This is a genomic window from Aeromicrobium sp. HA (assembly GCF_027171405.1).
Lineage (GTDB): Bacteria > Actinomycetota > Actinomycetes > Propionibacteriales > Nocardioidaceae > Aeromicrobium > Aeromicrobium tamlense.
Genome location: NZ_CP114372.1, coordinates 1,328,599 through 1,353,997, shown reverse-complemented (window position 1 = coordinate 1,353,997; position 25,399 = coordinate 1,328,599). Strand labels below are relative to the sequence as shown.

The 25,399-nt window shown below is 71.2% G+C and carries 26 protein-coding genes; 6 read left to right on the top strand and 20 right to left on the bottom strand.

What is annotated here, in order from left to right; translation table 11 throughout:
- Nucleotide 1: 1 nt before the first annotated feature.
- The 10 genes from O3S82_RS06680 to hppD form a co-directional block, all read right to left on the bottom strand.
- On the bottom strand, nucleotides 2-904 hold the full coding sequence (locus tag O3S82_RS06680) for a carbohydrate ABC transporter permease (protein WP_179425062.1): 903 nt from the start codon (nucleotides 902-904) through the stop codon (nucleotides 2-4).
- Nucleotides 905-996: 92 nt separating this feature from the next.
- Nucleotides 997-2,283: an ABC transporter substrate-binding protein gene (locus O3S82_RS06675; protein ID WP_218845803.1), complete on the bottom strand. Its 1,287-nt coding sequence runs from the start codon at nucleotides 2,281-2,283 to the stop codon at nucleotides 997-999.
- A gap of 203 nt (nucleotides 2,284-2,486) precedes the next feature.
- On the bottom strand, nucleotides 2,487-4,703 hold the full coding sequence (locus O3S82_RS06670; protein WP_179425066.1) for a polyribonucleotide nucleotidyltransferase: 2,217 nt from the start codon (nucleotides 4,701-4,703) through the stop codon (nucleotides 2,487-2,489).
- A gap of 235 nt (nucleotides 4,704-4,938) precedes the next feature.
- Entirely contained in the window at nucleotides 4,939-5,193 is a 255-nt protein-coding gene (gene rpsO / locus O3S82_RS06665) for a 30S ribosomal protein S15 (RefSeq protein ID WP_179425074.1), read from the bottom strand.
- Nucleotides 5,194-5,358: 165 nt separating this feature from the next.
- Nucleotides 5,359-6,291, bottom strand: a complete 933-nt coding sequence (locus O3S82_RS06660; protein WP_269306495.1) for a bifunctional riboflavin kinase/FAD synthetase — start codon at nucleotides 6,289-6,291, stop codon at nucleotides 5,359-5,361.
- 33 nt (nucleotides 6,292-6,324) lie between these two features.
- Nucleotides 6,325-7,209: a phenylalanine 4-monooxygenase gene (locus O3S82_RS06655; RefSeq protein ID WP_269306494.1), complete on the bottom strand. Its 885-nt coding sequence runs from the start codon at nucleotides 7,207-7,209 to the stop codon at nucleotides 6,325-6,327.
- Between the two features lie 20 nt (nucleotides 7,210-7,229).
- Nucleotides 7,230-8,378 (bottom strand): fumarylacetoacetase, encoded by a 1,149-nt coding sequence (gene fahA, locus O3S82_RS06650; protein ID WP_269306492.1) that lies wholly within the window; start codon nucleotides 8,376-8,378, stop codon nucleotides 7,230-7,232.
- The gene (locus O3S82_RS06645; RefSeq protein WP_269306490.1) at nucleotides 8,375-9,088 is read right to left on the bottom strand and encodes a hypothetical protein; all 714 of its coding nucleotides are present in this window, start codon (nucleotides 9,086-9,088) and stop codon (nucleotides 8,375-8,377) included. The genes fahA and O3S82_RS06645 overlap by 4 nt, the downstream gene beginning before the upstream one ends.
- Complete coding sequence (locus tag O3S82_RS06640) at nucleotides 9,073-10,251, bottom strand: homogentisate 1,2-dioxygenase (RefSeq protein WP_179425084.1); 1,179 nt, start codon at nucleotides 10,249-10,251, stop codon at nucleotides 9,073-9,075. Before O3S82_RS06640 ends, O3S82_RS06645 begins: the two co-directional genes overlap by 16 nt.
- Before the next feature lie 11 nt (nucleotides 10,252-10,262).
- Entirely contained in the window at nucleotides 10,263-11,462 is a 1,200-nt protein-coding gene (gene hppD, locus O3S82_RS06635; protein ID WP_269306488.1) for a 4-hydroxyphenylpyruvate dioxygenase, read from the bottom strand.
- A gap of 118 nt (nucleotides 11,463-11,580) precedes the next feature.
- Here hppD and O3S82_RS06630 point away from each other — a divergent pair, with 118 nt between their 5' ends.
- The 4 genes from O3S82_RS06630 to O3S82_RS06615 all read left to right on the top strand — a co-directional run bounded on the left by O3S82_RS06630 (nucleotide 11,581) and on the right by O3S82_RS06615 (nucleotide 14,520).
- The gene (locus tag O3S82_RS06630; protein ID WP_179425088.1) at nucleotides 11,581-12,072 is read left to right on the top strand and encodes an Lrp/AsnC family transcriptional regulator; all 492 of its coding nucleotides are present in this window, start codon (nucleotides 11,581-11,583) and stop codon (nucleotides 12,070-12,072) included.
- 62 nt (nucleotides 12,073-12,134) lie between these two features.
- On the top strand, nucleotides 12,135-12,455 hold the full coding sequence (locus tag O3S82_RS06625) for a hypothetical protein (protein ID WP_269306485.1): 321 nt from the start codon (nucleotides 12,135-12,137) through the stop codon (nucleotides 12,453-12,455).
- Nucleotides 12,456-12,476: 21 nt separating this feature from the next.
- Nucleotides 12,477-13,859 (top strand): sensor histidine kinase, encoded by a 1,383-nt coding sequence (locus tag O3S82_RS06620; RefSeq protein ID WP_179425092.1) that lies wholly within the window; start codon nucleotides 12,477-12,479, stop codon nucleotides 13,857-13,859.
- Between the two features lies 1 nt (nucleotide 13,860).
- Entirely contained in the window at nucleotides 13,861-14,520 is a 660-nt protein-coding gene (locus tag O3S82_RS06615) for a response regulator transcription factor (RefSeq protein ID WP_179425094.1), read from the top strand.
- Nucleotides 14,521-14,526: 6 nt separating this feature from the next.
- Here the strand turns inward: O3S82_RS06615 and O3S82_RS06610 are convergent, their stop codons facing one another.
- The 9 genes from O3S82_RS06610 to rimP all read right to left on the bottom strand — a co-directional run bounded on the left by O3S82_RS06610 (nucleotide 14,527) and on the right by rimP (nucleotide 23,285).
- Nucleotides 14,527-15,387, bottom strand: coding sequence for a serine/threonine-protein kinase (locus tag O3S82_RS06610; RefSeq protein ID WP_269306483.1), 861 nt, complete (start codon nucleotides 15,385-15,387; stop codon nucleotides 14,527-14,529).
- Nucleotides 15,387-15,830, bottom strand: a complete 444-nt coding sequence (locus O3S82_RS06605; RefSeq protein ID WP_269306481.1) for a hypothetical protein — start codon at nucleotides 15,828-15,830, stop codon at nucleotides 15,387-15,389. Before O3S82_RS06605 ends, O3S82_RS06610 begins: the two co-directional genes overlap by 1 nt.
- A 94-nt stretch (nucleotides 15,831-15,924) precedes the next feature.
- Nucleotides 15,925-17,166 carry a phospholipase D-like domain-containing protein gene (locus O3S82_RS06600; protein WP_269306479.1) on the bottom strand — a complete coding sequence of 414 codons (1,242 nt, stop codon included), beginning with the start codon at nucleotides 17,164-17,166 and terminating at the stop codon, nucleotides 15,925-15,927.
- A 20-nt stretch (nucleotides 17,167-17,186) separates the two neighbouring features.
- Nucleotides 17,187-18,038, bottom strand: coding sequence for a tRNA pseudouridine(55) synthase TruB (truB, locus tag O3S82_RS06595; protein WP_269306477.1), 852 nt, complete (start codon nucleotides 18,036-18,038; stop codon nucleotides 17,187-17,189).
- Between the two features lie 67 nt (nucleotides 18,039-18,105).
- Complete coding sequence (rbfA, locus tag O3S82_RS06590) at nucleotides 18,106-18,546, bottom strand: 30S ribosome-binding factor RbfA (protein WP_269306475.1); 441 nt, start codon at nucleotides 18,544-18,546, stop codon at nucleotides 18,106-18,108.
- A 2-nt stretch (nucleotides 18,547-18,548) separates the two neighbouring features.
- Nucleotides 18,549-21,344 carry a translation initiation factor IF-2 gene (infB, locus tag O3S82_RS06585; protein WP_179425104.1) on the bottom strand — a complete coding sequence of 932 codons (2,796 nt, stop codon included), beginning with the start codon at nucleotides 21,342-21,344 and terminating at the stop codon, nucleotides 18,549-18,551.
- A gap of 158 nt (nucleotides 21,345-21,502) precedes the next feature.
- The gene (locus O3S82_RS06580; RefSeq protein ID WP_269306473.1) at nucleotides 21,503-21,775 is read right to left on the bottom strand and encodes a YlxR family protein; all 273 of its coding nucleotides are present in this window, start codon (nucleotides 21,773-21,775) and stop codon (nucleotides 21,503-21,505) included.
- Nucleotides 21,776-21,792: 17 nt separating this feature from the next.
- Nucleotides 21,793-22,821: a transcription termination factor NusA gene (nusA, locus tag O3S82_RS06575; RefSeq protein ID WP_179425108.1), complete on the bottom strand. Its 1,029-nt coding sequence runs from the start codon at nucleotides 22,819-22,821 to the stop codon at nucleotides 21,793-21,795.
- Nucleotides 22,821-23,285, bottom strand: coding sequence for a ribosome maturation factor RimP (rimP, locus tag O3S82_RS06570; protein WP_269306470.1), 465 nt, complete (start codon nucleotides 23,283-23,285; stop codon nucleotides 22,821-22,823). Before rimP ends, nusA begins: the two co-directional genes overlap by 1 nt.
- 73 nt (nucleotides 23,286-23,358) lie before the next feature.
- Between rimP and O3S82_RS06565 the strand changes: the two genes are divergently transcribed.
- The gene (locus tag O3S82_RS06565) at nucleotides 23,359-23,772 is read left to right on the top strand and encodes a hypothetical protein (RefSeq protein WP_269306468.1); all 414 of its coding nucleotides are present in this window, start codon (nucleotides 23,359-23,361) and stop codon (nucleotides 23,770-23,772) included.
- Nucleotides 23,769-24,179 carry a DUF4439 domain-containing protein gene (locus O3S82_RS06560; RefSeq protein WP_269306466.1) on the top strand — a complete coding sequence of 137 codons (411 nt, stop codon included), beginning with the start codon at nucleotides 23,769-23,771 and terminating at the stop codon, nucleotides 24,177-24,179. Before O3S82_RS06565 ends, O3S82_RS06560 begins: the two co-directional genes overlap by 4 nt.
- A 108-nt stretch (nucleotides 24,180-24,287) precedes the next feature.
- Here O3S82_RS06560 and O3S82_RS06555 read toward each other — a convergent pair whose 3' ends face one another.
- The gene (locus O3S82_RS06555; protein WP_269306465.1) at nucleotides 24,288-25,385 is read right to left on the bottom strand and encodes a hypothetical protein; all 1,098 of its coding nucleotides are present in this window, start codon (nucleotides 25,383-25,385) and stop codon (nucleotides 24,288-24,290) included.
- Nucleotides 25,386-25,399: the final 14 nt, after the last annotated feature.

Here is a 25,399-nt window from a genome sequence, read left to right as displayed (position 1 = left end):
GTCAGTCCGCCGATCGGATGCGCCGCAGGAGCAGCAGGTTGATCGCCGCCACGACGGCGATGATGAGGAACAGGACCCAGGCGATGGTGGACGCGTAGCCGAACCGCTGGCCGGTGAAGGCCTGCTGGACCAGGTACATCGCCAGGGTCTGGAACTGGCCGCGGTTGCCGCCGGAGATGGCGTTGGCACCGGAGTTGAACAGCAAGGGCTCGGTGAACAGCTGGATGCCGCCGATCGTGGCGATGATCGTCACGAAGATCAGGGTGGGCCGCAGCATCGGCACGGTGACCGACCAGAACTGCCGCCACGCCGAGGCACCGTCGATCCGGGCCGCCTCGTAGAGCTCCTTCGGCACCGACTGCAGGGCCGCGAGCAGGATCAGCGCGTTGTAGCCGGTCCAGCGCCAGTCGACCATCGTCGCGATCGCGAGCCACGACGACCAGCGGTGGGCCCGCCAGTCGATGTTCTCGACACCGAACAGACCCAGGAACCAGTTGGCGATGCCGTAGTCGCGGGCGAAGATCAGGCCGAAGATGATGCCGACGGCGGCGACCGAGGCCACGTTCGGCAGCAGCACGCCCATCCGCCAGAAGGTGCGCGCCCGCAGCCGCGTGTTGAGCATCTGGGCCAGCACCGTGGCCAGCACCAGCTGGGGCACGGTGGCGAGCACGAAGATGCCGAAGGTGTTGACCAGGGCCCGCCAGAAGGCGGTGTCGCCCATCAGCTCGCGGTAGTTGTCCAGGCCGATGAACTCGACCTTGCCGGCCAGCAGCGTCCACTCGTGCATCGACACCCAGGCGGTGTAGACGAGCGGGAACAGGCCGAACACCGCGAAGACGACGAAGTAGGGCGAGACGAACGCGAGGCCGGCGCCCTGCTGCCGTGCGAGTCGCTTGGTTGCCATGGCTGATCCTCTCCGATCTCGGTGTCCGAACAGGGGCAGCCGGTGTCCGCGCCTTGGAGGAACGCGCGGACACCGGCCGCGTCAGGGGTGCGTCAGCGTGCGGCCTTCTCGGCTGCGGCTGAGGCGTCGTCCCAGCCCTGGGCGGGCGGGACCTCTCCGTTCTCGACACTGCGCAGGGCGTTCTCGACCGCGTCGCGGACGGGGACGTTCTTGGTGCCGAGGAAGACCGGCTCGAGCTGCTCGGCACCGGCCACGAACAGCTGGCCGATGGGCGCCTCGTTGAAGTACGCGTTGGTGGCGTCCTTCAGCTCGGGCTGGTCGTACAGGGCCGGCAGGGAGGGCAGGCGTCCCTCGGCCTCGAAGGCGAGCATCTGGCCCTCCTCGTCGCTGAGGTACTCGATCAGCTCGAGCGCCATCTCCTGGTGCTTGCTGGTCTGGGGCACCGCGAGCCACGAGCCGCCCCAGTTGCCCCCGCCGCCGGGCACCGTGGCGATGTCCCACTTGCCGGCGTTCTCCTCGCCCGACTGGTCCTTGATGTAGCCGGTCATCCAGGCGGGGCAGGCCACGGTGGCGAACGAGCCGTTCTTGAAGCCCGCGTTCCACTCGTCGCTGAACGCCTTGAGCTGCGCGGACAGGTCGGCCTCGGTGATCTCCACCGCGTAGTCCCACGCCGTCTTCACCGCCGGGTTGGTGTCGAACACCAGGTTCTCCTCGCGGTCGAAGTAGGTGTGGTCGCCCTGCTGCATGAGGATCGAGTTGTAGGTGTTCGTCGAGGAGTCGATGAACCCGACCTTGTCGTCGCCGATGCCGGACTGGAACTTCTTGCCCGTGGCGATGAAGTCGTCCCATGTGGGCCAGAGCTTGCCGACCTCCTCGCGGTCGGTGGGCAGTCCCGCCTTCTCGAACAGGTCACGGCGGTAGCACATGGCCAGGCCGCCGACGTCGGTCCCGTAGCCGATCGTGGTCTTGCCGTCGCCGGTCGTGGCCTTGTCCCACACCCACGGCAGCCAGCGGTCCTTGAGGTCGTTGCCGCCCTTCTCCTGCAGGTTCACGAACTTGTCGGTGGCCGCGAGGAAGGCGACCGTCTGGCCCTCCTCGATCGCGACCACGTCGCCCGCGTCGCCGCCGGCGGCGATCTGCTGCGTGAGCTTGGTGTTGTACTTGCCGAGGTCTCCCTCGGCCGTCTCCACGATCTTGACGCCCGGGTGGGCCTCTTCGAACTTCTTGTACGCCTCGGTGTAGCCGAACTTGCCGAACAGGTTCACCCGCAAGGTGATGTCGTCCCCGTCCTCGCCCGAGTCGCTCCCGCCGCAGGCGGCCAGGCCACCCAGGGCGACGACAGCGGCAAGGGAGGCGGCGATCCGTCGTGTGCGATTCAACGTCGTGCCTTCCGTCAGTCCCCCACCCGTCATGGGAGCGCTCCCATGCAGTGTGGTCCGCGTCACACGCCGCTGTCAAGAGAATTTTGGGAGCGCTCCCAAACTCGCGACCACAGGGGCCGATGGGGCGACGAGGGGTCCCCCGAACGGGACGAGGCCCCGCACCTCTCGGTGCGGGGCCTCGCGGGGTCGAGCGGTGACGATCAGGCGTCGGTGGACTCCTGCGCCTCCTCGGCGGGCTCGTCGGCCTTCTCCACGACCGGGACCAGCGACAGCTTGCCGCGATCGCCGACCTCGGCGATCTGGACCTGGATCTTGTCGCCGACCTTGACGACGTCGTCGACGTTGTTGACGCGCTGGCCGCCGTTGAGCTCACGCAGCTTGCTGATGTGCAGCAGGCCGTCCTTGCCCGGCAGCAGCGAGACGAACGCGCCGAAGTCGACCGTCTTGACGACCGTGCCGAGGTAGCGCTCGCCGACCTCGGGCATCGTCGGGTTGGCGATCGCGTTGATCGCGGCCTTCGCGGCCTCGGCCGCGTCGCCACCCTCGGCGCCGATGAAGACGGTGCCGTCGTCGTCGATCGAGATCTTCGCGCCGGTGTCGTCCTGGATCTGGTTGATCATCTTGCCCTTCGGGCCGATGACCTCGCCGATCTTGTCGACCGGGACCTTCACCGTGATGATCCGCGGAGCGTAGGGGCTCATCTCGTCGGGCTCGCTGATGGCCTCGGCCATGACGTCGAGGATCGTCTGCCGCGCGTCGTGCGCCTGCTGCAGGGCACCGGCCAGCACGTCGGCGGGGATGCCGTCGAGCTTGGTGTCCAGCTGCAGGGCGGTGACGAAGTCACGCGTGCCGGCGACCTTGAAGTCCATGTCGCCGTAGGCGTCCTCGGCTCCGAGGATGTCGGTCAGCGTGACGAACTGCTGCTCGCCGTCGACCTCACCGGAGATCAGGCCCATGGCGATGCCGGCGACCGGGGCGCGCAGCGGCACACCCGCGTTCAGCAGGCCCAGGGTGGACGCGCAGACCGAGCCCATCGAGGTGGAGCCGTTGGAGCTCAGCGCCTCGGAGACCTGACGGATCGCGTACGGGAACTCCTCGCGCGACGGCAGGACGGGCAGCAGGGCCCGGCCGGCGAGCGCGCCGTGGCCGATCTCGCGACGCTTGGGCGAGCCCACGCGTCCGGTCTCACCGGTGGAGAACGGCGGGAAGTTGTAGTTGTGCATGTAGCGACGCGTCGTCTCGGGCGAGAGCGTGTCGAGCTTCTGCTCCAGGTCGAGCATGTTCAGCGTCGTGATGCCCATGATCTGGGTCTCGCCACGCTGGAACAGCGCCGAGCCGTGCACGCGCGGGACCACGCCGACCTCGGCGGACAGGGCGCGGATGTCGGCCAGACCGCGGCCGTCGATGCGCACCTTGTCGCGCAGGACGCGCTCGCGCACGAGGGACTTGGTCAGCGAGCGCAGCGCGGCGCCGAGCTCCTTCTCGCGACCCTCGAAGCGCTCGCCGAGCTGCTCGACGACGTTTGCCTTGATCTCGGACTCGCGCTCCTCGCGGTCGGCCTTGCGGACGATCGTCAGGGCCTCGGTGAGGTCGGCGGTCGCGATCTCGCGGACGGCCTCGTACGCGTCGTCCTCGTAGTCGAGGAAGACCGGGAAGTCCTGGACCGGCTTGGCGGCCGCGGACGCGAGCTCGACCTGGGCCTCGCACAGCTGACGGATGGCCACCTTGGCGGCCTCGAGGCCACCGGCGACGATCGTCTCGGTGGGCGCCTGGACGCCCGACTGGACGAGCTCCCACGTGTTCTCGGTGGACTCGGCCTCGACCATCATGATCGCGACGTCGTCGCCCGCGATGCGGCCCGCGACGACCATGTCGAACACGGCCTCCTCGAGCTGGCTGTGCGTCGGGAACGCGACCCACTGGCCGTCGATCAGCGCGACGCGCGTGGCGCCGACGGGACCGGTGAACGGCAGGCCCGAGATCTGCGTGGACGCCGAGGCGGCGTTGATCGCCAGGACGTCGTAGGGGGTGTCGGGGTTGAGGGCCAGGACCGTGATGACGACCTGGACCTCGTTGCGCAGGCCCTTCTTGAAGGTCGGGCGCAGCGGACGGTCGATCAGGCGGCACGTGAGGATCGCGTCCTCGCTGGGGCGGCCCTCACGGCGGAAGAACGAGCCGGGGATGCGACCCGCGGCGTACATGCGCTCCTCGACGTCGATCGTCAGCGGGAAGAAGTCGAAGTGGTCCTTGGGGTGCTTGCCGGCCGTGGTGGCCGAGAGCAGCATCGTGTCGTCGTCGAGGAACGCCGAGACCGAGCCGGCGGCCTGCTGGGCCAGCAGACCCGTCTCGAGACGGATGGTGCGGGTACCGAATCGACCGTTGTCGATCACGGTCTCCACGGAGGTGATGTCGGACATGTGTGTCCCTTCTGCAGGGGTGCTCCCCTGCTCGTCGGGACGAGGACGGCTGCGCCGGAGCGGTCCGCATACAGGACCCGGGCCGGTGCCGGTCTTCGATCGAGGCCCGCGGCGCCCGAGGCTCCGAGGGCCACTACCGAGGACCGAGCAGTCGCCGGCCTCGTCGTGGGTTCTTCTTCAGTTGTGGTGCATGCGGAACGGGCGGCCATCCCCGTGGGGATGACCGCCCGCGTCCTCAGCGGCGCAGACCGAGACGCTCGATGAGCGAGCGGTAGCGCTCGATGTCGTTGTTCTGCAGGTAGTTCAGCAGGCGGCGACGCTGGCCGACCAGCAGGAGCAGGCCACGACGGCTGTGGTGGTCGTGCTTGTGCTCCTTGAGGTGCTCGGTCAGGTGCGAGATGCGGCCCGTGAGCAGCGCGATCTGGACCTCGGGGGATCCGGTGTCGCCCTCAGCGGTCGCGTACTCGGCGATGATGTCCTGCTTCGACATGTTTGCCACCGTGGGGGCAGCGGTCTTCTTCGACACGTTTCTCCTTGGAGTGTCCGTTGCACGGCGCGCCCGGGCCTGTTCACCGGGGCACTCTCTGTCCGTGGCCGTTCGACGGCAACCATCAGGGTACCAGCGCGGGCACGACGGGTGCCAATCGCCACACGGTCAGGAGCGCAGGGCCACGCGGGCGTCCGCGACGTCGCGGTGCATCTGCTCCACGAGCGCCTCGAGCGTCGTGTACGCCACCATCTCGCGCAGCCGCGCGACGAATTCCACGCGCACGCGCGAGCCGTAGAGGTCGAGGTCCTCGCGGTCGAGCACGTAGGTCTCCACGCGGCGTCCGCGGACCCCCTCGAAGGTGGGGTTGGTGCCGACCGAGGTGGCGCCGGGCAGGCGCGTGCCGTCGGGCAGCAGCAGTCGCGTGGCGTAGACGCCGTCCGGCGGGACCGCGTAGGTGTCGTCGACCGGCACGTTGGCCGTGGGGAACCCCAGCTCGCGACCGCGGCGGTCTCCCTCGACGACGACCCCTTCGACCTCGTGCGGGCGGCCCAGCAGCACCGTGGCCTGCTCGACGTCACCCGCGGCGACGGCGGCGCGCACGCGCGTGGAGGAGAAGGCCTCGTCGTCGCCCGCCAGGGCGGACGCCTGCGCGGTGAAGCCGTGGGCGCGCCCGGACTCCGCGAGCGACTCGATCGAGCCGGAGGCCCGGCTGCCGTAGCGGAAGCCCTCCCCCACGACGACCGCCCGGGCGTGGCACTGGTCGAGCACGACGGCCCGCACGAACTCGTCGGGCGACCAGGCGGCCATCTCCCGTGAGAAGTCCAGGACGCGCACGTGGTCGGCGCCGTGCTCGTGCAGCAGCTCGATCCGGCGCTCCAGGGTGGTCAGCCGGGCCGGCGCGCGGTCGGGCGCGAAGATCGCGACCGGGTGCGGGTCGAACGTGATGGCGAGGGTGGCGACGTCGCCGGCGACCGCGCGCGTGGCGGCCAGCAGGGACTGGTGTCCGCGGTGCACGCCGTCGAAGTTGCCGATCGTCACGGCCGTCGGCTCGGACACCGAGGTGTCGGGAGCTCCCTCGACCGCCTTCCAGATCGCCACGGCGTCACTTTGCCACATGGCGCCTCGGCGTTCTCAGGCAGCGAGCCTCAGCGCGGCGATCGAGTCGTCGGTGCACGTGTCCCAGAAGCCGCCCACCACGTCCTCCACCTGCCCGAAGGACGACGCCGCGAACAGCACCTCCTGGTAGTGCGTGATGTCGTAGTCGGTGGTGCCCATGTCGGCCAGGTCGAGCGGCCGGATCGTCATCTGGCGGAACTCCTCGATCTCGCCGGGGCTCGACAGGATGCCCGCGCCGTACGCCTTCAGCCCGTCGGTCTCGTGCACGACGCCGAACTCGAGCGTGAACCAGAAGACCTTGCTGACGAACTCGAGCGCCTCGTCGGACTCCACCCGTCGAGCGGCGGCGCCGGCGGCCTCGTAGAGGTCGGTGAAGCGGCGGTCGGCGAGCGTGTTGCCGTGGCCCACGACCTCGTGCAGCACGTCGGGCTCGGGCGTGTAGAGCGGGACCGAGTGGTGCCGCACGTACTGCGTCGCCCAGAACCTCTTGTCGGCCAGCGCGCCGTAGAAGTCGCGCAGCGGCACCAGGCCGGCCGCGGGCTGGTACGCGAAGCCGGTCAGCGGCGCGAGGGCCTCCGACAGCTCGTGCAGCTGCGGCACGTGGTCCTCGGGCAGGCCGAACGCCTCCTTGCCGTCGAGGTACTCACGGCACGCGTAGGTGCGGTGCTTCGCGTGCAGGTCCGCGCAGACCACGCGCCACACCTCGTGCTCCTCGTCGGTGTAGTCGATGAGCGGCGCCGGATCGCCGGGCTGCCACTGCGCGGCGGCGGTGGCGATGCGGTCGCGCCGCTCCCGGTAGACCGGGTCGTCGAGGCCGGGGTGGCCCTCCCCCAGCTCCACGGACACGCTGCCGTCGCCCTTCTTGACGACGGGTGCGAAGTACTGCCCTTCCTCGAACATCTCGCTCCTCCCCGTGGCCGTCAGGCCACGATCCCCTCGACCTCGCCCAGCTGCAGGGTTCGGCCGTCGTGTGTGCGGGCCACCGCAGCGATGACGACGCGGTCGCCGTCGCGCAGGAAGCCGCGCTCGGAGCCGTCGTCGAGCCGCAGCGGCTCGGTCCCGTTCCAGGTCAGCTCGAGCAGCGAGCCCACCTGGTCGCGCTCGGGTCCGCTCACCGTCCCCGAGGCGAACAGGTCGCCCGGGCGCAGCGACGCGCCGTTCACGGTCAGGTGCGCCAGCATCTGCGCCGGCGTCCAGCCCATCGTCCGGAACGGTGGTCGCGCCACGACCGTCCCGTTGACGGCGACCTCGAGCTCGAGGTCCAGTCCGTGTCCCGCCGGCAGCAGGTAGTCCTGAAGGTCCGCCTCGGGTCGTGGTGGATCGATCCGCGCGTCCGCGAGCGCCTCCCAGGGCACGATCCACGGAGAGACCGACGTCGCGAACGACTTGCCCAGGAACGGGCCGAGCGGCACGTACTCCCACGCCTGGATGTCGCGCGCCGACCAGTCGTTGACGAGGCAGACGCCGAACAGGTGGTCCTCGGCGCGGCCGATCGGCACCGACTCGCCCAGGGCCGTGCCGGTGCCGACGACGAAGCCGACCTCGGCCTCGATGTCGAGCCTCGCGCTCGGCCCGAACGAGATCGTGCCGTCAGCGGACCGCACCTGGCCCGAGGGCCTCCGGACGGGCGTGCCCGAGACGACGACCGTGCCCGCGCGGCCGTGGTAGCCGATCGGCAGGTGGTTCCAGTTCGGCGTCAGCGGCTCGCCGTCGGGACGGAAGATCCGGCCGACGTTCGTCGCGTGGTGGCGCGAGGCGTAGAAGTCCACGTAGTCGGCCACGGTGAAGGGCAGGCGGAGCTCGACGCCCGACGCGTCGCGCACCTCCGGGGAGCCCGAGACGTGCTCGAGGAGGGCGGTCCGGACGACCGACCACGTCTCGCGGTCGGTCGCCAGCAGCGCATCGAGGGTGCCGTCGGCGAACAGGGGGGCCAGGTCCGGCAGCAGCGCCGGGGCGAGCCCGGTCAGGTCCAGCACGCCCTCGCCGACGCCCACGCCCACCCGCGGTCCGTCGAGATCGTCGGCGGTGAAGCTGCAGTACGGCAGCGTCGTCGTCCCGAAGTCCGTCATCGCAGCAGGCCCAGCGCGCGCAGGTGGCCCAGCGGCTCGTCGATGCTGCACGTGCCCACCGAGCGGAACAGCCGGCGCGCCTCGCCCAGGGACTCGAGGTCGAGGTCGTCCGCCGCCGCCGTGAGCACCGGGACGGGGTCCTGGCCGTGGTGCGCCGCGACGACCGCCGCCATGACGTTGACGAAGCCGTGGGCGCCGTCGTGCGCGATCGCCGCGTGCAGGCCGGCCGTCAGCTTGAACGGCCGGCCGTGCTCGACGCAGTGGACGATCGCGGTCCCGAGCTCCTCCGGGGTCGGCACGTACGCGCCCCCGCAGCGCAGCTTCAGCACCGCCCCCGGAGGAACACGGAACCCCGCTCCCCAGGGCATCTCGACCGCGATCTGGTGCACCGGCAGGTCGGGCAGGAGGTGGATCGGTCCGCGCACCTCGGCCGCGACCGGCTCGACGGGCGTGCCCATCAGCGCGCGGAGCGCCGGTGCGAGCTCCTCCGCGGTGCCCACCACCGAGACGCGCACCGGACGGACCGCCGCGTCGAGGAGCGCGGGCAGGCGTGGGACGTCGCACACGAGCGGTCCCACGTGCACGCCGTCCCCGGCTCCGGCGCGCGCCAGGTGGTCCTTGACCGCGACGTCCACGGGCGCGTCGCCCGGCGGGAAGATCGCGGCGTCGTCGAAGAACGCGTCGAACGCCGCCGTCACGAGCGCCCCCACGACAGGTGGTAGACGCCGTCGTCCACCGCGCGGCCGCCCTCGCCCAGTTCGAGCGGTCGGAACGTGTCGACCATGACGGCCAGCTCGTCGAAGGATTCGGCACCCAGGCTCGCCTCGATCGCCGAGGGCTGCGGGCCGTGCGAGTGCCCGCCCGGGTGCACCGAGATCGAGCCCTTGCCGATGCCCGAGCCCTTGCGCGCCTCGTAGTCGCCGTCGACGTAGAACATGATCTCGTCGGAGTCGACGTTCGAGTGGTAGTACGGCACCGGGATCGCCAGCGGGTGGTAGTCGACCTTGCGCGGCACGAAGTTGCAGATGACGAAGTTGTTCCCCTCGAACACCTGGTGCACCGGCGGCGGCTGGTGGACACGGCCGGTGATCGGCTCGAAGTCGGCGACGTTGAACGCGTAGGGGTACAGGCAGCCGTCCCACCCGACGACGTCGAACGGGTGCCGGGGCACGACGTGCACCGACCCCGAGAGCCCGCCCGGGCCCGAGCCACGGTGCTTCACGTAGACCTCGACGTCGGTCTCGTCGCGCACCTCCGGCTGGCCGGGTCCACGCAGGTCGCGCTCGCAGTAGGGCGCGTGCTCCAGCAGCTGGCCGTAGCGCGAGAGGTAGCGCTTCGGCGGACCGATGTGGCTGTTCGCCTCGATGCAGTAGGCGCGGACGGGGCCGTCGGGCACCCAGCGGTGCGTCGTCGCGCGCGGCACCAGCAGGTAGTCGCCCGGCCCGAACGCGAGGTGCCCGAACACGGTCTCGAGCACGCCGCTGCCGGCCTCGACGAAGACGCACTCGTCCCCCGTGGCGTTGCGGTAGAGCGGTGAGGCCTCGGCGCCCACGGCGTACGAGATCCGCACGTCGCCGTTGCCCAGCACGAGCCGCCGGCCGCGCACGAGGTCGCGCTCGGCGTCGGTGAACAGGTCGTGCAGCTTGAGGTGCCGCGGGAGCAGGGGCTCGTTCGGCGTCGTCGCCTGGTCGGGCAGCTGCCACGTGCGCGCCTCGACGATCGCCGAGGGCACGCCCACGTGGTAGAGCAGGGAGGAGTCCGAGCTGAAGCCCTCCTCCCCCATCAGCTCCTCGCGGTAGAGCGAGCCGTCGGGCGCCCGGTGCTGGGTGTGGCGCTTCGGCGGGACCAGCCCCGCGCTGCGGTAGTGGGCCATGTCCGACCGTCCTAGAAGTTCCCTCGCCGGGCCTGCTCGCGCTCGATCGCCTCGAACAGCGCCTGGAAGTTGCCCTTGCCGAAGCCCAGCGACCCGTGGCGCTCGATGAGCTCGAAGAAGACCGTGGGCCGGTCGCCGACGGGCTTGGTGAAGATCTGCAGCAGGTAGCCGTCCTCGTCGCGGTCGACGAGGATGCCGCGACGCTGCAGCTCCTCGATGGGCACGCGGACCTCGCCGATCCGCTCCCGCAGCGCGGGGTCGGTGTAGTACGAGTCGGGCGTGTCGAGGAACTGGACGCCGGCGTCACGCAGCCAGTCGACCGTCGCGAGGATGTCGTTCGTGGCCAGCGCCAGGTGCTGGGCGCCCGGGCCGCCGTAGAACTCCAGGTACTCGTCGATCTGCGACTTCTTCTTGCCCATCGCGGGCTCGTTGAGCGGGAACTTCACGCGGTGGTTGCCGCTGGCGACCACCTTGCTCATCAGGGCGCTGTACTCCGTGGCGATGTCGTCGCCGACGAACTCGGCCATGTTGGTGAAGCCCATGACCCGGTTGTAGAAGTCGACCCACTCGTCCATGTGGCCCAGCTCGACGTTGCCGACGACGTGGTCGAGCGCCTGGAAGATGCGCTTCGGCGCGCCCTCGGGACGCTTCATCGTGGACGTCCGCTCGACGTAGCCGGGCAGGTAGGGGCCCGAGTAGCGGCTGCGGTCGACCAGCGAGTGGCGAGTCTCGCCATAGGCGGCGATCGCAGCCATCCGCACGGTGCCGTGCTCGTCGCTGACGTCGTGGGGCTCCTCGAGGATCGTCGCGCCCTGCCGCCGCGCCTGCTCGACGCACGTGTCCACGTCGGGCACCTCGAGGGCGATGTCGACGATGCCGTCGCCGTGTCGGCGGTGGTGGTCCAGCACCGGACTCTCGGGGTCGACGCCGCCCTTCAGGACGAAGCGGACCGCGCCGCTGGCCAGCACGAAGGCGTGGTGGTCGCGGTTGCCGGTCTCGGGGCCGGAGTAGGCCACGAGGTCCATCCGGTAGGCCGACATGAAGAAGTGCGCCGACTGCGTCGCGTTGCCGACGTTCCACACGATCGCGTCCCAGCCGGTCACCGGGAAGGGATCGGTCGAGGGGTCGTGCTCGACGAGTCCGACGAGCTGCTGGAGCTGCTCGAGGTCGAGGTGGGCGAGGCGTTCGGCATCCGTGAGGTCGAGGCTCATGTGACTCAGGACACACCCACGGTGCCGAGTGGGCAACCGGCTCACGTGGAGGTGGTCATACCTGTCATTCCGCGCAGGAAGGACGGTCGTGAACTGGTCAGATTGCTAGGCTCAGGTCATGTTGGACCGATTGGACGTCGCCCTGATCGACGCGATGCACACCCACCCCCGTGTCGGCGACCTCGAGCTGTCGCGCCTCCTCGGCGTCGCCCGAGCGACCGTGCAGTCCCGGCTGCGCAAGATGGAGGAGGCCGGCGTCATCACCGGCTACGCCCCCGACATCGACCTCGCCGCCGCCGGCCACCCCGTGCAGGCCTTCGTGACCCTGCAGATCGTGCAGGGCTCGATCGCCGACGTCACCGAGGAGCTCGAGTCGCTGCCCAACGTGCTGGAGGCGTTCATCACCAGCGGCGACGCCGACATCGTCTGCAAGATCGCCGCCACCTCGCACGAGGACCTCAAGGACACGCTGCTGCACATCAGCGGCTCGGGCTCCGTGGCCCGCACCAGCAGCGTGATCGTGCTGTCCGAGCTGGTGCCCGCCCGCGTGCTGCCGATGCTGCGCAAGGGTGCCGTCGATCCGCCGCCGCGCGCGCCGGCGTTCCGGTGAGCGGGCACGGACTCTCATCGAGACCTCATTCGCATCGGCGCCGGAACCGCGAGAATGGGAGCATGTCCCCCCGCTCCCTGCTCGTCGCCGGCCTGCTCGGCGCCGTCGTCCTCGTCCTCGGGGGCGTGCTCGTCGGCCGGCTGAGCCCGGCGCAGGGATCCGACGGCACGGTCGAGCCGGTCGTCATCGACCCCTCCGCCGTGAGCGAGACCGTCGACCCGACGCCCACGCCCAGCCCGACCCCCAGCCCCACGCCGACCACCGCGACGCCGACGCAGCCCGAGCCCAGCCAGGTGAAGCCCTCGCCGCGCCGGGTGGACGACGACGATGATGATGACGACGATGACCTCGACGACCGTGACGACCCCGATGACGACGACTGAGTCGCGCCGGCGGAGCCGGGCGTGGTGAGGCCGGGCCGGCCCTCGTTCTCCGTCCGCAGTCGCCTGATCGCCGCGATCGGGCTGCTCGTCGGAGCCGCGCTGCTGGCCGCCGGCGTCTCGATGTGGGTCGTGGAGTCGCGCCGGATCGACCAGAGCATCGACGCCGCCATCAGCCAGGAGTTCGCCGAGTTCCGCACGGCGTTCGCCACCGAGCCGACCGTCGGGGCCGACGCGCGGCTGTCGGAGTTCCTGGCACGCACGCTGCCCGACGACGGCGAGATCGTCTGGATGTTCCCCACGACGGGTGGCCCGTCGTACATCGGCGACGCCGACCGCAACCTGCTCGACTCGCCCCGGTTCTCCGCGCTCGTCGAGGACCTGCGCGCGACGGGCGGCCTGCGCGACTTCACCGCGGGTGGCGAGCGCTACCGGGTGGGTGTGCTGCCGGTGCAGCAGGGTGATGCCGCCGCGGCGCTCGTCGTGACCCGCGACCGGACCGAGGCCACGGAGCAGCTCAACGACCTGCTCATCACGTACGCGCTCGTCGGCCTGCTCGCGCTCGTGGTGGTGCTGGCCGCGTCGTCCTGGCTCGCCGGACGCCTGCTGCAGCCCCTCAGCCGGCTGCGCGACACGGCCCGCGACATCAGCGCGGGCTCCCTGGACGAACGGCTCGAGGTCACCGGACACGACGACCTCACGGACCTCCAGGTCACCTTCAACGACATGCTCGACCGGCTGGAGGCCGCCTTCTCCACCCAGAGGCAGATGCTCGACGACGCCGGCCACGAGCTGCGCACGCCACTGACCGTCCTGCGCGGCCACATCGAGCTCATGGACCCGGACGACCCGGCCGAGGTCGACGAGACGAAGGCGCTGCTGCTCGACGAGATCGACCGCATGTCGCGCCTCGTGGACGAGCTGCTCGTGCTGGCCAAGGCACGACGTCCCGACTTCATCCGGCTCGAGCCGGTCGACCTCCAGACCTTGGGCGAGGGCGTCGCCGCCCGCTCACGAGCGCTCGCCGACCGGGACTGGCGCACCGATCTGTCCGCGGTGGGCGAGGCCATGCTCGACGGCCAGCGCATCACGCAGGCGCTGCTCCAGTTCGCCGACAACGCCGTGCGGCACACGCAGGACGGCGACACGATCACGATCGGCTCCGGCGCGACCTCGAGCTCGATCGAGCTCTGGGTGGCCGACACGGGCCCCGGCGTGCCGACCGAGCTGCGCGACGAGATCTTCGACCGCTTCACCACCACCGGCTCGCACGACGGCTTCGGCCTCGGCCTGTCGATCGTGAGCGCGATCGCCGAGGCGCACGGCGGCACGGTCGTCCTCGACGATCCGCCCACCGGCTCGGGGGCCGTGTTCCGGCTGCGCCTGCCGAGGGTGCAGGATCGGTGACATGAGCCGGATCCTGGTGGTCGAGGACGAGGAGCGCATCGCCTCCTTCGTCGCCAAGGGCCTGCGCTCCGAGGGCTTCACGCCCACCGTCGTCGCCGACGGGATCACGGGGCTCGACTACGCGCTCAGCGGCGAGTTCGACCTCATCGTGCTCGACATCGGCCTGCCCGGCATGGACGGCTACACGGTCCTGCGGCGGCTGCGCGAGGAGCGCTCGACGCTCCCGGTCATCGTCCTCACGGCGCGCGACTCCGTCACCGACACGGTCGCGGCGCTCGAAGGCGGCGCGGCCGACTACATGAGCAAGCCGTTCCGCTTCGCCGAGCTGGTCGCGCGGGTGCGCCTGCGGCTGCGCACCACCACCGAGACGGTCGTGAGCGAGGACCTGTCGGCCGGAGACGTGCGACTCGACGTCCGCAGCCGACGCGCGTTCGTCGGCGACCGCGAGGTCGATCTGTCGGCCCGTGAGTTCGCCCTCGCCGAGGTGCTGCTGCGCCACCGCGGCCAGGCCCTGTCGCGCGAGCAGCTGCTCTCGCACGTGTGGGGGTACGACTTCGACCCGGGCTCGAACATCGTCGACGTCTACGTCGGGTACCTGCGCAAGAAGCTCGGCCCGGAGCTCGTCACCACGGTGCGAGGCGTCGGCTACCGGGCCGGCTGAGCGCGCTCAGCGACGCAGGCTGAAGCCCGCGAGACGCGCCGAGGGCAGCGCCGCGAGCAGGGGCTCGATCCGCTCCACGACCTCGACCGTCGTGGGCCGGTCGGCGGGGTCGAACGCGAGGCACTCCATCACGAGATCGCGCACCGGCGCGGGGACGAACTCCGGCATCGGCGCGGGCGGCGTGCTCAGCTGGGGCCAGCGGTCGTCGCCGCCGAAGCGCCAGGCGCGGTGGCCGACCGCCGCGCGGTACAGCGTCGCGCCGATCGACCAGACGTCGGCAGCCGGACCGATCGGCCCGTGCGTGACCGGGTCGCACTGCTCGGGCGGCATGTACTCGTCGCTGCCGACCGGGTAGTCCAGCGCGGCGGCGGTGTCGAGGTCCAGCGTGAGGCTCAGGTCGATGAGCTTCGCCGGCGCGCCCATGATGACGTTGCTGGGCTTCACGTCGAGGTGCAGCAGGCCACGGGCGTGCAGGTAGTGCACTCCCCCGGCGAGCTCGAGCGCGAGCGGCAGCAGCTGGTGCAGCTGCACGGGACCGTCGCGGAAGATGAGGGCCGACAGCGTGGGGCCGTCGAGATGCTCCTGGACGAGGTACGGGCGCTCGGCGCCGTCGTCGAAGTCGTAGAGCCGCACGATCGACGGGTGCGCCAGCTGCGACAGCACCTCGATCTCGCGCAGGGTGCTCGCCACCGCGTCGGCGTCGCGGACCAGCTCGGGCCGCAGGATCTTCACGACGACGGGCGCCAGGCGCGACTCGTCGTACGCGAGCCACACCTCGTGGTGGACGCCGCCGCCGAGCTCGGAGAGCCCGACGAGCCCCGGCGGCAGGTCTGCCGCCGGGGTGCCGGACGCTGCGGGGGTGGGCATCAGTTGGTGCCGCGCGTGTTGGCGGACTGCTTCGACGCGGCGGTCTGCTTGCTCGGCGCCGTCTGCTTCGACGGGGCGCTCGGGCGCGACTGCTTCGTCTGCACCGTCTGGCGCGACGGGGCGCTCGGGCGGGTCTGCACCGTCTGACGCGACTGCACCGTGTTGGCCGTCGGGTCGTCGGCCCCGGCGGTCGCCGAGGTCGTCTGCGCCGACACCGTCGTCTTCAGCGTGTTCTGCGTCGGGTCGGCGGTGGGGTCGGCCGTCGGATCGGGATCCGGCGTGGGCTCGTCGTCCACCGTGGTCACCACGCTGCTGGTGGCGTCCTCGCGCTTGGCCGGGTCGGTCTGCCCGCCCACGGCCGCCTGCGCCACGACGACGCCTCCGGTCGTCAGGGCGATCGTTCCGGCCAGGGTCGCGATGCCGGTGCGCACTAGGTTGTTCATGCATCCTCCTCGAGTGTCGTTGCCTCCACTCTCGGGCCCGGCCGTGAAGCCTCCGTGAGACGTTCGTGAGAGGACTCTCATGAACGCCGCACGGTCAGACGAGCGGCCGCCAGGGGCGCATGAGGCGCTCGTAGAGGCGGGCGATCGTGGGGCGCTCGCGCCACGTCTCGGCGTCGAGGACCTGCGCGCTCTCGGCGTCGCGCTCGAAGATGCGGCGCATCCCCTTCGCCAGGCCCTCGTCGAGGATCTCGAGGTTGATCTCGTAGTTGCCCGTGAGGCTGAGCCGGTCGATGTTGGCGGTGCCGATCGTGGACCACTCGCCGTCGACCGTCATCGTCTTCGCGTGCACCATGTGGTCGCTGTAGCGCAGGATCTCCACGCCGGCGTCGAGCAGGGGGCCGAAGTAGCCACGGGCGACGAAGTCGGCGACCACGTGGTTCGAGACCTTCGGCACGAGGATGCGCACCTGCACGCCGCGACGGCTGGCGTCGATGAGCGCCTGCAGGATGTTCTGGTCGGGGATGAAGTACGCCTGCGTGATCTCGATCGTCTCGGTCGCCCGGTCGATCGCCTCGAGGTACATCCCACGGATCGGGTAGATCAGCTGCCGCGGCACGTTGCGGTGCGCGCGCACGTGCGGGTCCCACGTGGACTCCGACAGCGCGGTCATGCTCTCGTGCGGCCGGACGTCGTTCCAGAAGTCGATGAACGCGTTCTCCAGGTCCCACACCGCGGGCCCGGTGACCGCCACGTGCGTGTCGCGCCACTCGTCGGCGTAGAGGCTGCCGATGTTGTACCCGCCGACAAAGCCGATCGTGTCGTCGACGACGAGGATCTTGCGGTGGTTGCGGCCCCACGCGCGAGGGCTGAAGAACGCGAGCCGGTGCGGCAGGATCGGGTAGCGCATCATCCGCACGCCGTGGCCGAAGCGGAAGAAGCTCGGCGGGACCACGAGGTTCGCGAAGCCGTCGTAGACCACGCAGACCTCGACGCCGCGGCCGGCCGCCTCGCGCAGCGCCGCACGGAAGCGGCGCCCCATCGCGTCGGCCTTGATGATGTAGGACTCCAGCAGGATCCGCTTCCGGGCGCCGGCGATCGCCGTCAGCATGTCGTCGTAGAGGGCCTCGCCGGAGACGTAGACCTGGACCTCGTTGCCGCCGCCGATGGTGAAGTGGTCGGCCTCGATGCGCGGCAGCGGCTCGGTGCCCTTGCCGCGCAGGCGCTTGCGCACCGACGTCGCCGTCATCAGCGAGACGACGGCGCCGACCTGCACGAGGAGGGCGCCGAGGAGGAACCGGCGGAGCCAACCGCGGGGGTGGGACGACCGGAGCGACATGGCGCTCAGCCTAGGTGGTCTCACACGAAGACCGCGACCGGGCGCGCCCCGGAGCCCGCGGCCTCGTACAGCGCGAGGAAGGAGCCATCGGGCGCGAACATCGCCACCGGCTTGCCCGACGGGACCGAGAGCCCGGGCAGCGCGCGGCCGTACCGCACGTCGCGAGCCTGGTCCTCGTCGAGCTCGACCGCGGTGAACGCGGCACGCGCCGCGTCGTCGAGGCCGACCATCTCGAAGTGCTCCCCCAGCTGGTCCAGGGTGCGCGCCTGGTCGAGCGTGAAGCCGCCGACGCGGGTGCGACGCAGGCTGGTGAGGTGACCGCCCACGCCGAGTGCGGCACCGAGGTCGCGCGCGAGCGCGCGGACGTAGGTGCCGCTCGAGCACTCCACGCGGACACGGGCGACGGCACGCTCCCCCGGCTCGAACTCGAGCAGCTCGAACGTCGAGACGACGACGGGTCGCGCCTTGAGCTCGACCTGTTCGCCCGACCGCACGCGCGCGTAGGCGCGCTGGCCGTCGACCTTGATCGCCGAGACCGACGACGGCACCTGCTCGATCGCGCCCGTCAGCGGCTCCATGGCCGCGCGGACGTCGTCGATCGCGAGCGCCGAGGCGTCGGCGACGGAGGTCTCCTCACCCTGCGCGTCGTCGGTGACGGTGGTCGCGCCGAGCGAGATCGTGGCGAGGTACTCCTTGTCGGCACCCGCCACGTGCCCGAGCAGGCGCGTGGCGCGGTTGACGCCGAGCACGAGGACGCCCGTCGCCATCGGGTCGAGGGTGCCGGCGTGGCCGACCTTGCGCGTGCCGGCGAGCCGGCGGGTGCGACCGACGACGTCGTGCGACGTCCAGTCGATCGGCTTGTCGACGACCACGAGACCGGACTCCGTGGTCGCGGCACGCCTCTCGCCCTGGGGCGAGCCGTGCCGCGACCGCGGAACCTCACTGCTCAGTGGACTCGTCCTCGTCCTCGCGCTGCTTGTACGGGTCGGCGTCGCCGGCGTACGTGGCGCCCTGGGCCTGCTCTGCGACCCGCGCGTCGGACTCGCGGGCCTTCGCCAGCAGGTCCTCGATCTCGCGGGCCGTCTCGGGAACGGAGTCCAGGAAGAACTCCAGCGACGGCGTGTGCCGCGCGCCGAGCTGCTTGCCGACCTCGGAGCGGATCAGGCCGGTGGCGCTGACCAGCGCCGCGGCCGTCTCCGCACGAGCGGTCTCGTCGCCCATCACGGTGTAGAAGATCGAGGCGTGCTGACCGTCGCCGGTCAGCCGCACGTCGGTGATGGTGACGAAGCCGAGCCGCGGGTCCTTGACCCGCCGCTCGAGCATCGTCGCCACGATCTCCTTGATCCGATCGGACTTCTTGGCCTGACGAGGACTCGCCATCGTCAGTCCCGCTTCTTCTCGACCAGCTCGAAGGCCTCGATCACGTCGCCGAGCTTGATGTCGGAGTACGAGACCACGACACCGCACTCGAAGCCCTCGCGGACCTCGGACGCGTCGTCCTTCTCACGGCGCAGCGACAGCACGTCGAGGTTGTCGGCCACGACGGACCCGTCGCGGACGATGCGCACCTTGGCGTTGCGTCGGATCGAGCCACTGGTGACCATGCAGCCGGCGATGTTGCCGCCCTTGACCTTCGAGGACCGGAAGATGTCGCGGATCTCGGCGGTGCCGAGTTGCTGCTCCTCGTAGATCGGCTTGAGCATGCCCTTGAGCGCGCTCTCGATCTCCTCGATGGCCTGGTAGATGACCGAGTAGTACTTGATCTCGACACCCTCGCGGTCGGCCAGCTCGGTCGCCTTGCCCTGGGGCCGGACGTTGTAGCCGATGATGACCGCGTTGGACGCCGCCGCCAGGTTGACGTCGGTCTCGGTGATCGCGCCGACACCGCGGTCGATGACCCGCAGTGCGACCTCGTCGCCGATCTCGATGCCGGCCAGCGAGTCCTCGAGGGCCTCCACCGAGCCGGCGCCGTCGCCCTTGAGGATGAGCAGGAGCTCGTCCGTCTCGCCCTTCTCCATGGAGGACATGAAGTCCTCGAGGGTGCGGCGACCCGAGCGCTTGGCCAGCAGCGCGTTGCGCTCGCGCGCCTCACGCTTCTCGGCGATCTGACGGGCGATGCGGTCGTCCTCGACCACCATGAAGTTGTCACCCGCGCCGGGCACGGCCGTGAGGCCGAGCACGAGCGCCGGACGCGACGGGGTCGCCTCCTCGATGTTGTCGCCGAACTCGTCGAGCATGGCGCGGACGCGGCCGAAGGCCGGACCCGCCACGAGCGAGTCGCCGACACGCAGGGTGCCGCGCTGGACGAGGACGGTGGCCACGGGGCCACGACCACGGTCGAGGTGCGCCTCGATCGCCAGGCCCTCGGCCTTCTGCGCCGGGTTGGCGCGCAGGTCGAGCTCGGCGTCGGCGGTCAGCACGATCGACTCGAGCAGGGTGTCGAGGCCCTGCTCGGCCTTGGCCGAGACGTCGACGAACATCGTGTCGCCGCCGTACTCCTCGGGCACCAGGCCGTACTCGGTCAGCTGGCCACGGACCTTGGACGGGTCCGCACCCGGCTTGTCGATCTTGTTGACCGCGACGACGATCGGCACACCGGCGGCCTTGGCGTGGTTGAGCGCCTCGACCGTCTGTGGCATGACGCCGTCGTCAGCCGCGACCACGAGGATCGCGATGTCGGTGGCCTGGGCACCACGGGCACGCATGGCGGTGAACGCCTCGTGGCCCGGGGTGTCGATGAACGTGATCGCACGCTCGGCGCCGTCGACCTCGGTCGTGACCTGGTAGGCACCGATCGACTGCGTGATGCCGCCGGCCTCCTTGGCCGCGACGTTGGCCTTGCGCAGCGCGTCGAGCAGCTTCGTCTTGCCGTGGTCGACGTGACCCATGACGGTGACGACCGGCGGACGGGCCGCCAGATCGCTCTCGTCGCCGGCGTCCTCGCCGAACTCCAGCGAGAAGGACTCGAGCAGCTCGCGGTCCTCGTCCTCGGGCGAGACGACCTGGACGTCGTAGTTCAGCTCCTCGCCGAGCAGCTGCAGCGTCTCGTCGTTGACCGACTGCGTCGCGGTGACCATCTCGCCCATGTGGAACAGCACCTGGACGAGCGATGCCGCGTCGACGCCGACCTTGTCGGCGAAGTCCGTCAGCGAGGCGCCACGGGCCAGGCGCACGACCTGCCCGTCGCCCTTGCGGACGCGCACGCCGCCGATCGACGGCGCCTGCATCTGGTCGAACTCTTGACGCTTCGCGCGCTTGCTCTTGCGTCCACGACGGACCGGGCCACCGGCGCGACCGAAGGCACCCTGGGTGCCGCCGCGCTGGTTGCGGCCGGGGCCGCCGGGGCGACCGCCACCGGGAGGACCGCTGAAGCCGCCGGGACGGGCTCCGCCGCCACCGCCACCGGGACGACCGCCGCCACCGGGACGACCGGGACCGCCGGCGCGACCGCCGGGACCGGGACGAGCGCCGGGACGGGCGGGACCGACCGCGGACTGCTTGGGCATCATCGCCGGGTTGGGACGGGGCATGCCCGGACGAGCCGGGGCGCCGCCGCCCTCACGGGCCGCAGGCGGACGCGGCGCCCGCTCCTGCTGCATGCCCTGCTTGGACGAGAACGGGTTGTTGCCCGGACGGGCCGCCGGCGTGCGCGGACCCGGACGGGGACCACCGCTGGTGGGCAGGCCGCCGGCCTGGCCGGGGCGCGGGGCCGGTCCCGGACGGGGACCGGGGGTGCGCGACGGCGCGGGGGCGGGAGCCTCCGCGGCAGCAGCGGCCGGGGCCTCGGGGGCCGACGGCTGCTGGGGTGCCGGGGTGGGCTTCGCGGCCGGGGCGGGTGCCGCCGGCTTGGGCGCCGGAGCCGGACCCGGCTTCGGCGCAGCAGGCGCCGCCGGGGCGGCCGGCGATGCGGCGACCTCGGCGGGCGTGGACTCGGGGGTGGTGCTCTCGGGCGCCTTCTGGGCCTCCGGCTTCTTCGCCGGGGCGGCCTTCTTGGCAGCCTTCTTCGAACCCTGCTCGCGCAGGCGGTCGCCGTGCTCCTCCTTCAGACGGCGCACGACCGGCGCCTCGACGGTGGAGGACGCCGACTTCACGTACTCGCCCATCTCCTTGAGGGTGGACAGGACGACCTTGCTCTCAACACCGAGCTCGCGGGCGAGCTCGTGGACTCTTACGGCCACTCTTCTCCTTCAGGGATCCGGCCCCGAAGGAGGCACGGATCAGTTGTAGACGTACAGGCTCATTGCGCGGTGCATCTTCATTGCGCAGTACTCATCGAGTGCTCATGAGCGTGTGCTCCGATTTCCGTTTCGAGCGACACCGGTCGGTGCCGCAGTGGTCAGGCTCTGCGCTGGGCCTGGTTCCGCACCCAATCGGTCAGGGCGTCGGTGTCCGGGGATCCTTCGAGTCGAAGGGCCCTGACGAACGCCCGCCGGTCGAGGGCGAGCTGCAGGCACCGTTCCGCGGGGTGCAGATGCGCTCCGCGGCCCGGTCGAGTGCCGTCTGGGTCGGGCTCCACGGTGACTCCCGTGGCACTCCGTCCGGCGACGACTCTCACCAGAGTGGACTTCTCCGCACGCTGCCGGCAGCCGACGCACGTACGAATCACCATCGTCAAGTCTAGCGGCTCTACCGAGGCGACGCCGAATCGCCACCCGGCGTGGGTGCCGTGTCGGGTCGGATGTCGATGCGCCAACCCGTCAGCTTCGCTGCGAGACGGGCGTTCTGGCCCTCCTTGCCGATCGCCAGCGAGAGCTGGAAGTCGGGCACGACCACGCGCGCGGAGCGCGTGGCCTCGTCGACGATCGTGACGCCCTTCACCTGCGCGGGCGACAGCGCGTAGGCGATGAACTCGGCGGGGTTCTCGCTGAAGTCGACGATGTCGATCTTCTCGCCGTGCAGCTCGGTCATCACGGCGCGGACGCGCTGGCCCATCGGGCCGATGCAGGCGCCCTTGGGGTTCACGCCGGCGGCGGTGGCGCGCACCGCGATCTTCGTGCGGTGACCGGCCTCGCGCGCGATGGCCGCGATCTCGACCGAGCCGTCGGCGATCTCGGGCGACTCGAGCGCGAACAGCAGCTTCACCAGGTTCGGGTGGGTGCGCGAGACCTTGACGCGAGGACCGCGCAGGCCGCGCTCGACCTCGTAGACGTAGGCCTTGATGCGCTCGCCGTGGGCGTAGCGCTCCTCGGGTACCCGCTCGTTCAGTGGCAGCACGGCCTCGATCGAGCCGAGGTCGATGTAGACGTCGCCCGGCGAGCGACCCTGCTGGATCACGCCGGAGACGATGTCGCCGACCTTGCCGGAGAACTCGCCGAACTTGCGCTCGTCCTCGACGTCGCGGATGCGCTGCATGATCAGCTGGCGCGCGACGGAGGCGGCGAAGCGGCCGAAGTCCTCGGGGGTGTCGTCGAACTCCTCGGTGAACGTGGCGGGGGGCGTCTCGCCGTCCTCGGACGGCGGGGTCTCCAGACGCTCGCGCGCCCACACCGTGACGTGGCCGCTCTTGCGGTCCAGCTCGACGCGCGCGTGCTGCTGGGCGCCCGAGGTCTTGTGGTACGCCGAGAGCAGGGCGGTCTCGATCGCGTCGACGACGAGGTCGAAGCTGATGCCCTTCTCGCGCTCCAGCATCCGCAGCGCGGACATGTCGATGTCCATCAGACGTCCTTCCGGTTCAGCTCGATCTGCACGACGGCCTTGACGATCTCGTCGTACGGGAAGCGGGTGGTGTCGCCCTTGACGGCCAGGTCGACGCCCGTGGCATCGCTCTCGCCCACGCGGGCCTCGAAGCGCTCGCCATCGGTCAGCTCGACGGCCACGACACGACCGGCGTTGCGACGCCAGTGGCGGGCCTCGACGAGGGGCCGGTCGACGCCACGCGACGCGACCTCGAGCGTGTACGGGCTCTCGCCCATGACGTCGGAGTCGTCGAGCGCGGCGGAGATGGCGCGCGTGGCCGCGGCGATGGTGTCGATGTCGACGCCGCCGTCGCGGTCGACGGCGACCAGGAGGCGGCGACGCTCGCCCTTGCCCAGCAGCTCGACCTCGTCGAGGTCCAGGCCGAGGGAGGTGGTGACGGGTTCGAGGAGACTCGAGATCCCTTCCGGGGTGGGGGTGGTCATCGGGTGCTCCTGTTCAGTTGTCATCCGTACTGCCCCACCCTACCGAAGAGGTCGAGGTCGGTAGTCTGCGGTCGTGAGCAGCCGACGCGTCGTCATCGCCGCCGCCGGCGGAGCCGCGGTGGGCCTCGCAGGACTGTTCGTCACCGACACCTTCGACGACGCGCTGCGGGCCGTGGGCGCCACGCCCAAGCCTCTCCCCCGCCCCGAGGACACCTCGCTCATGCGGGCCGTCGTCGAGGACCAGCAGCGCGTGCTTGCGGTCGCGCGAGGCGCCGGGAACCCCGAGGTCGTGACGCTGGTCTCGGCCCAGCTGGAGCAGCTCGGCACGACGCCCGGCACGGGCACCGAAGACGGCGACCTCGCCGAGGTGCTGCGCACGGCCGTGGGCCACCGCGCCACCGACGCGCGCGCCGCGATCTCCCCCGACTTCGCCCAGGTGCTGGCGTCGATGTCGGCCGGGCTCGCGCAGGCGGTGACGCTGGCGTGAGCACCGCGACCGAGCTGCGCCTGACGCAGCAGTGGCTGGCCCTCGAGCACGAGGCGATCTGGGTGCTCGCCCTCGTCGGGGCGCGGTTCCCCGCGCTCGAGGAGGCCGCGCAGGACGCGCTGCCGGCCCACGAGACCACGCGCGACCGGCTGGCCGACGCCGTCACGGACCTCGGCGGGACGCCCGTGGCGACCCAGCCCTCCTACGACGTCACCGATCCGCGCGACGCGAGCGCCGCTCGAGCGCTGGTGCGCGACGTGGAGACCCGCATCGCCGCCGCCTGCGTGCGACTCGTCGGCCCCACGAGCGACCGGGCTCGCGACCGCGCCGTCCGCGGCCTGCGCGCCGCCGCCCTCGCCCAGGTCCGCTGGGGCGCCGACCCCGAGCCCTTCCCCGGCCTCGACTGACTCTCTCGCCTCCGGCGAGCAGGATCTGTAGCGGCATCCACCGTTCTCCCGGCGTTCAGGCCGAAAAACTGTGGATACCGCTACACATCTGGCGCCGCGGAGCGGTGGTCAGTCGGCCGGGCCGAGCTCGATCAGCGGGAAGGTCGTGGGCAGACGGCCGGACGCGGTCACGAGGGCGTACTGGTGGTCCTCGAACCTGGCACTTGACGGCACGGGCGCGTCGGCGAGTCGCCTCAGCTCTCCCCGGCGCAGGTCGAGCAGGTGGGCCTGCTGCTCGCCGTTGCGCTCGACGGAGAAGGCGACCCAGCGATCCGTGGCGTTGAGCGCGCCGAGGCTCCTGTCGCCGGCGTCGATCCGATGGTCACCGAGGTCGGAGTCGATGCGGATCTCGTGCGCCTCCGGGTCGAGCACGGCCGACACGCCCTCGCTCGCCGCGAACGAGGTGCCCGCGAGGCCATCGCCGGGCAGCCGTCCCTCGGCTCCGAGGGAAGGATCCCAGCCGATCAGCCGGTCGCCGATCAACACGCGCACTTTGCCTCCGACGTCGGCGAAGACGTCGGTCGCGTCCTCGGCGACGCGCTGCGGCGGGGCACTCGCGTCGAGCGGCACCCGGTAGAGCGAGCTCATGCGCGGGATGCTCTCCGGGTCCTTCGCGTCCGACGCGATGAACCAGGCGTCGTCACCCACCACGACCGGACGCGAGAGCACGCTGACCGAACGCGTCGCGAGGAGCCGGTCCGTGCCGTCGCCCAGGTCGAGCACGTGGAGGTCGCCGTGGTCACGGCTGGGCGACTCGACCCAGAGGAGCCGGTCCCCGTCGATCGTGACAGGACCGAGCTGAAGCGCGCTGCCGGGGATGGTGCCGCGGTCGACGGGCCCCTGGCGCCGGGCGCGGTCGGACAGCACCTCGGCGCGGCCCGTGCCCGAGTCCCGCGCGATCAGGGCGACGGCGTAGGGGTCGTACCCGGGACCTCCGTCGGCTGCGTGAGCGTGGCGGACGTAGATCTCCTCACCCCCGGCAGCCCAGCCCTGGAAGGTCGCGGCGCGTCCGTCCAGCTGCGCGGCGATCGAACCCGTGACGCGGTAGTCGTCCTCGGACATCACGGGCACCACGTCGCCCACCACGATCACCGTCGGCCCGTCGGGCTCGGACGCGCCGGAGCAGCCGGCCAGCACCGCAGCGAGCAGGACGGACCCAGCGGCCATTGTCGAGATGATCG

Coding starts and splice junctions, on each gene's coding strand:
- rbfA (WP_269306475.1), bottom strand. CDS start 18,546: ATGGCGAGTCCTCGTCAGGCCAAGAAGTCCGATCGGATCAAGGAGATC.
- O3S82_RS06640 (WP_179425084.1), bottom strand. CDS start 10,251: ATGGCCCACTACCGCAGCGCGGGGCTGGTCCCGCCGAAGCGCCACACC.
- nusA (WP_179425108.1), bottom strand. CDS start 22,821: ATGGACATCGACATGTCCGCGCTGCGGATGCTGGAGCGCGAGAAGGGC.
- O3S82_RS06615 (WP_179425094.1), top strand. CDS start 13,861: ATGAGCCGGATCCTGGTGGTCGAGGACGAGGAGCGCATCGCCTCCTTC.
- O3S82_RS06555 (WP_269306465.1), bottom strand. CDS start 25,385: ATGGCCGCTGGGTCCGTCCTGCTCGCTGCGGTGCTGGCCGGCTGCTCC.
- O3S82_RS06655 (WP_269306494.1), bottom strand. CDS start 7,209: ATGTTCGAGGAAGGGCAGTACTTCGCACCCGTCGTCAAGAAGGGCGAC.
- O3S82_RS06605 (WP_269306481.1), bottom strand. CDS start 15,830: ATGAACAACCTAGTGCGCACCGGCATCGCGACCCTGGCCGGAACGATC.
- O3S82_RS06630 (WP_179425088.1), top strand. CDS start 11,581: ATGTTGGACCGATTGGACGTCGCCCTGATCGACGCGATGCACACCCAC.
- fahA (WP_269306492.1), bottom strand. CDS start 8,378: ATGACGGACTTCGGGACGACGACGCTGCCGTACTGCAGCTTCACCGCC.
- O3S82_RS06600 (WP_269306479.1), bottom strand. CDS start 17,166: ATGTCGCTCCGGTCGTCCCACCCCCGCGGTTGGCTCCGCCGGTTCCTC.
- hppD (WP_269306488.1), bottom strand. CDS start 11,462: ATGAGCCTCGACCTCACGGATGCCGAACGCCTCGCCCACCTCGACCTC.
- O3S82_RS06625 (WP_269306485.1), top strand. CDS start 12,135: ATGTCCCCCCGCTCCCTGCTCGTCGCCGGCCTGCTCGGCGCCGTCGTC.
- rimP (WP_269306470.1), bottom strand. CDS start 23,285: ATGACCACCCCCACCCCGGAAGGGATCTCGAGTCTCCTCGAACCCGTC.
- O3S82_RS06680 (WP_179425062.1), bottom strand. CDS start 904: ATGGCAACCAAGCGACTCGCACGGCAGCAGGGCGCCGGCCTCGCGTTC.
- O3S82_RS06610 (WP_269306483.1), bottom strand. CDS start 15,387: ATGCCCACCCCCGCAGCGTCCGGCACCCCGGCGGCAGACCTGCCGCCG.
- O3S82_RS06580 (WP_269306473.1), bottom strand. CDS start 21,775: ATGGTGATTCGTACGTGCGTCGGCTGCCGGCAGCGTGCGGAGAAGTCC.
- O3S82_RS06670 (WP_179425066.1), bottom strand. CDS start 4,703: ATGTCCGACATCACCTCCGTGGAGACCGTGATCGACAACGGTCGATTC.
- rpsO (WP_179425074.1), bottom strand. CDS start 5,193: ATGTCGAAGCAGGACATCATCGCCGAGTACGCGACCGCTGAGGGCGAC.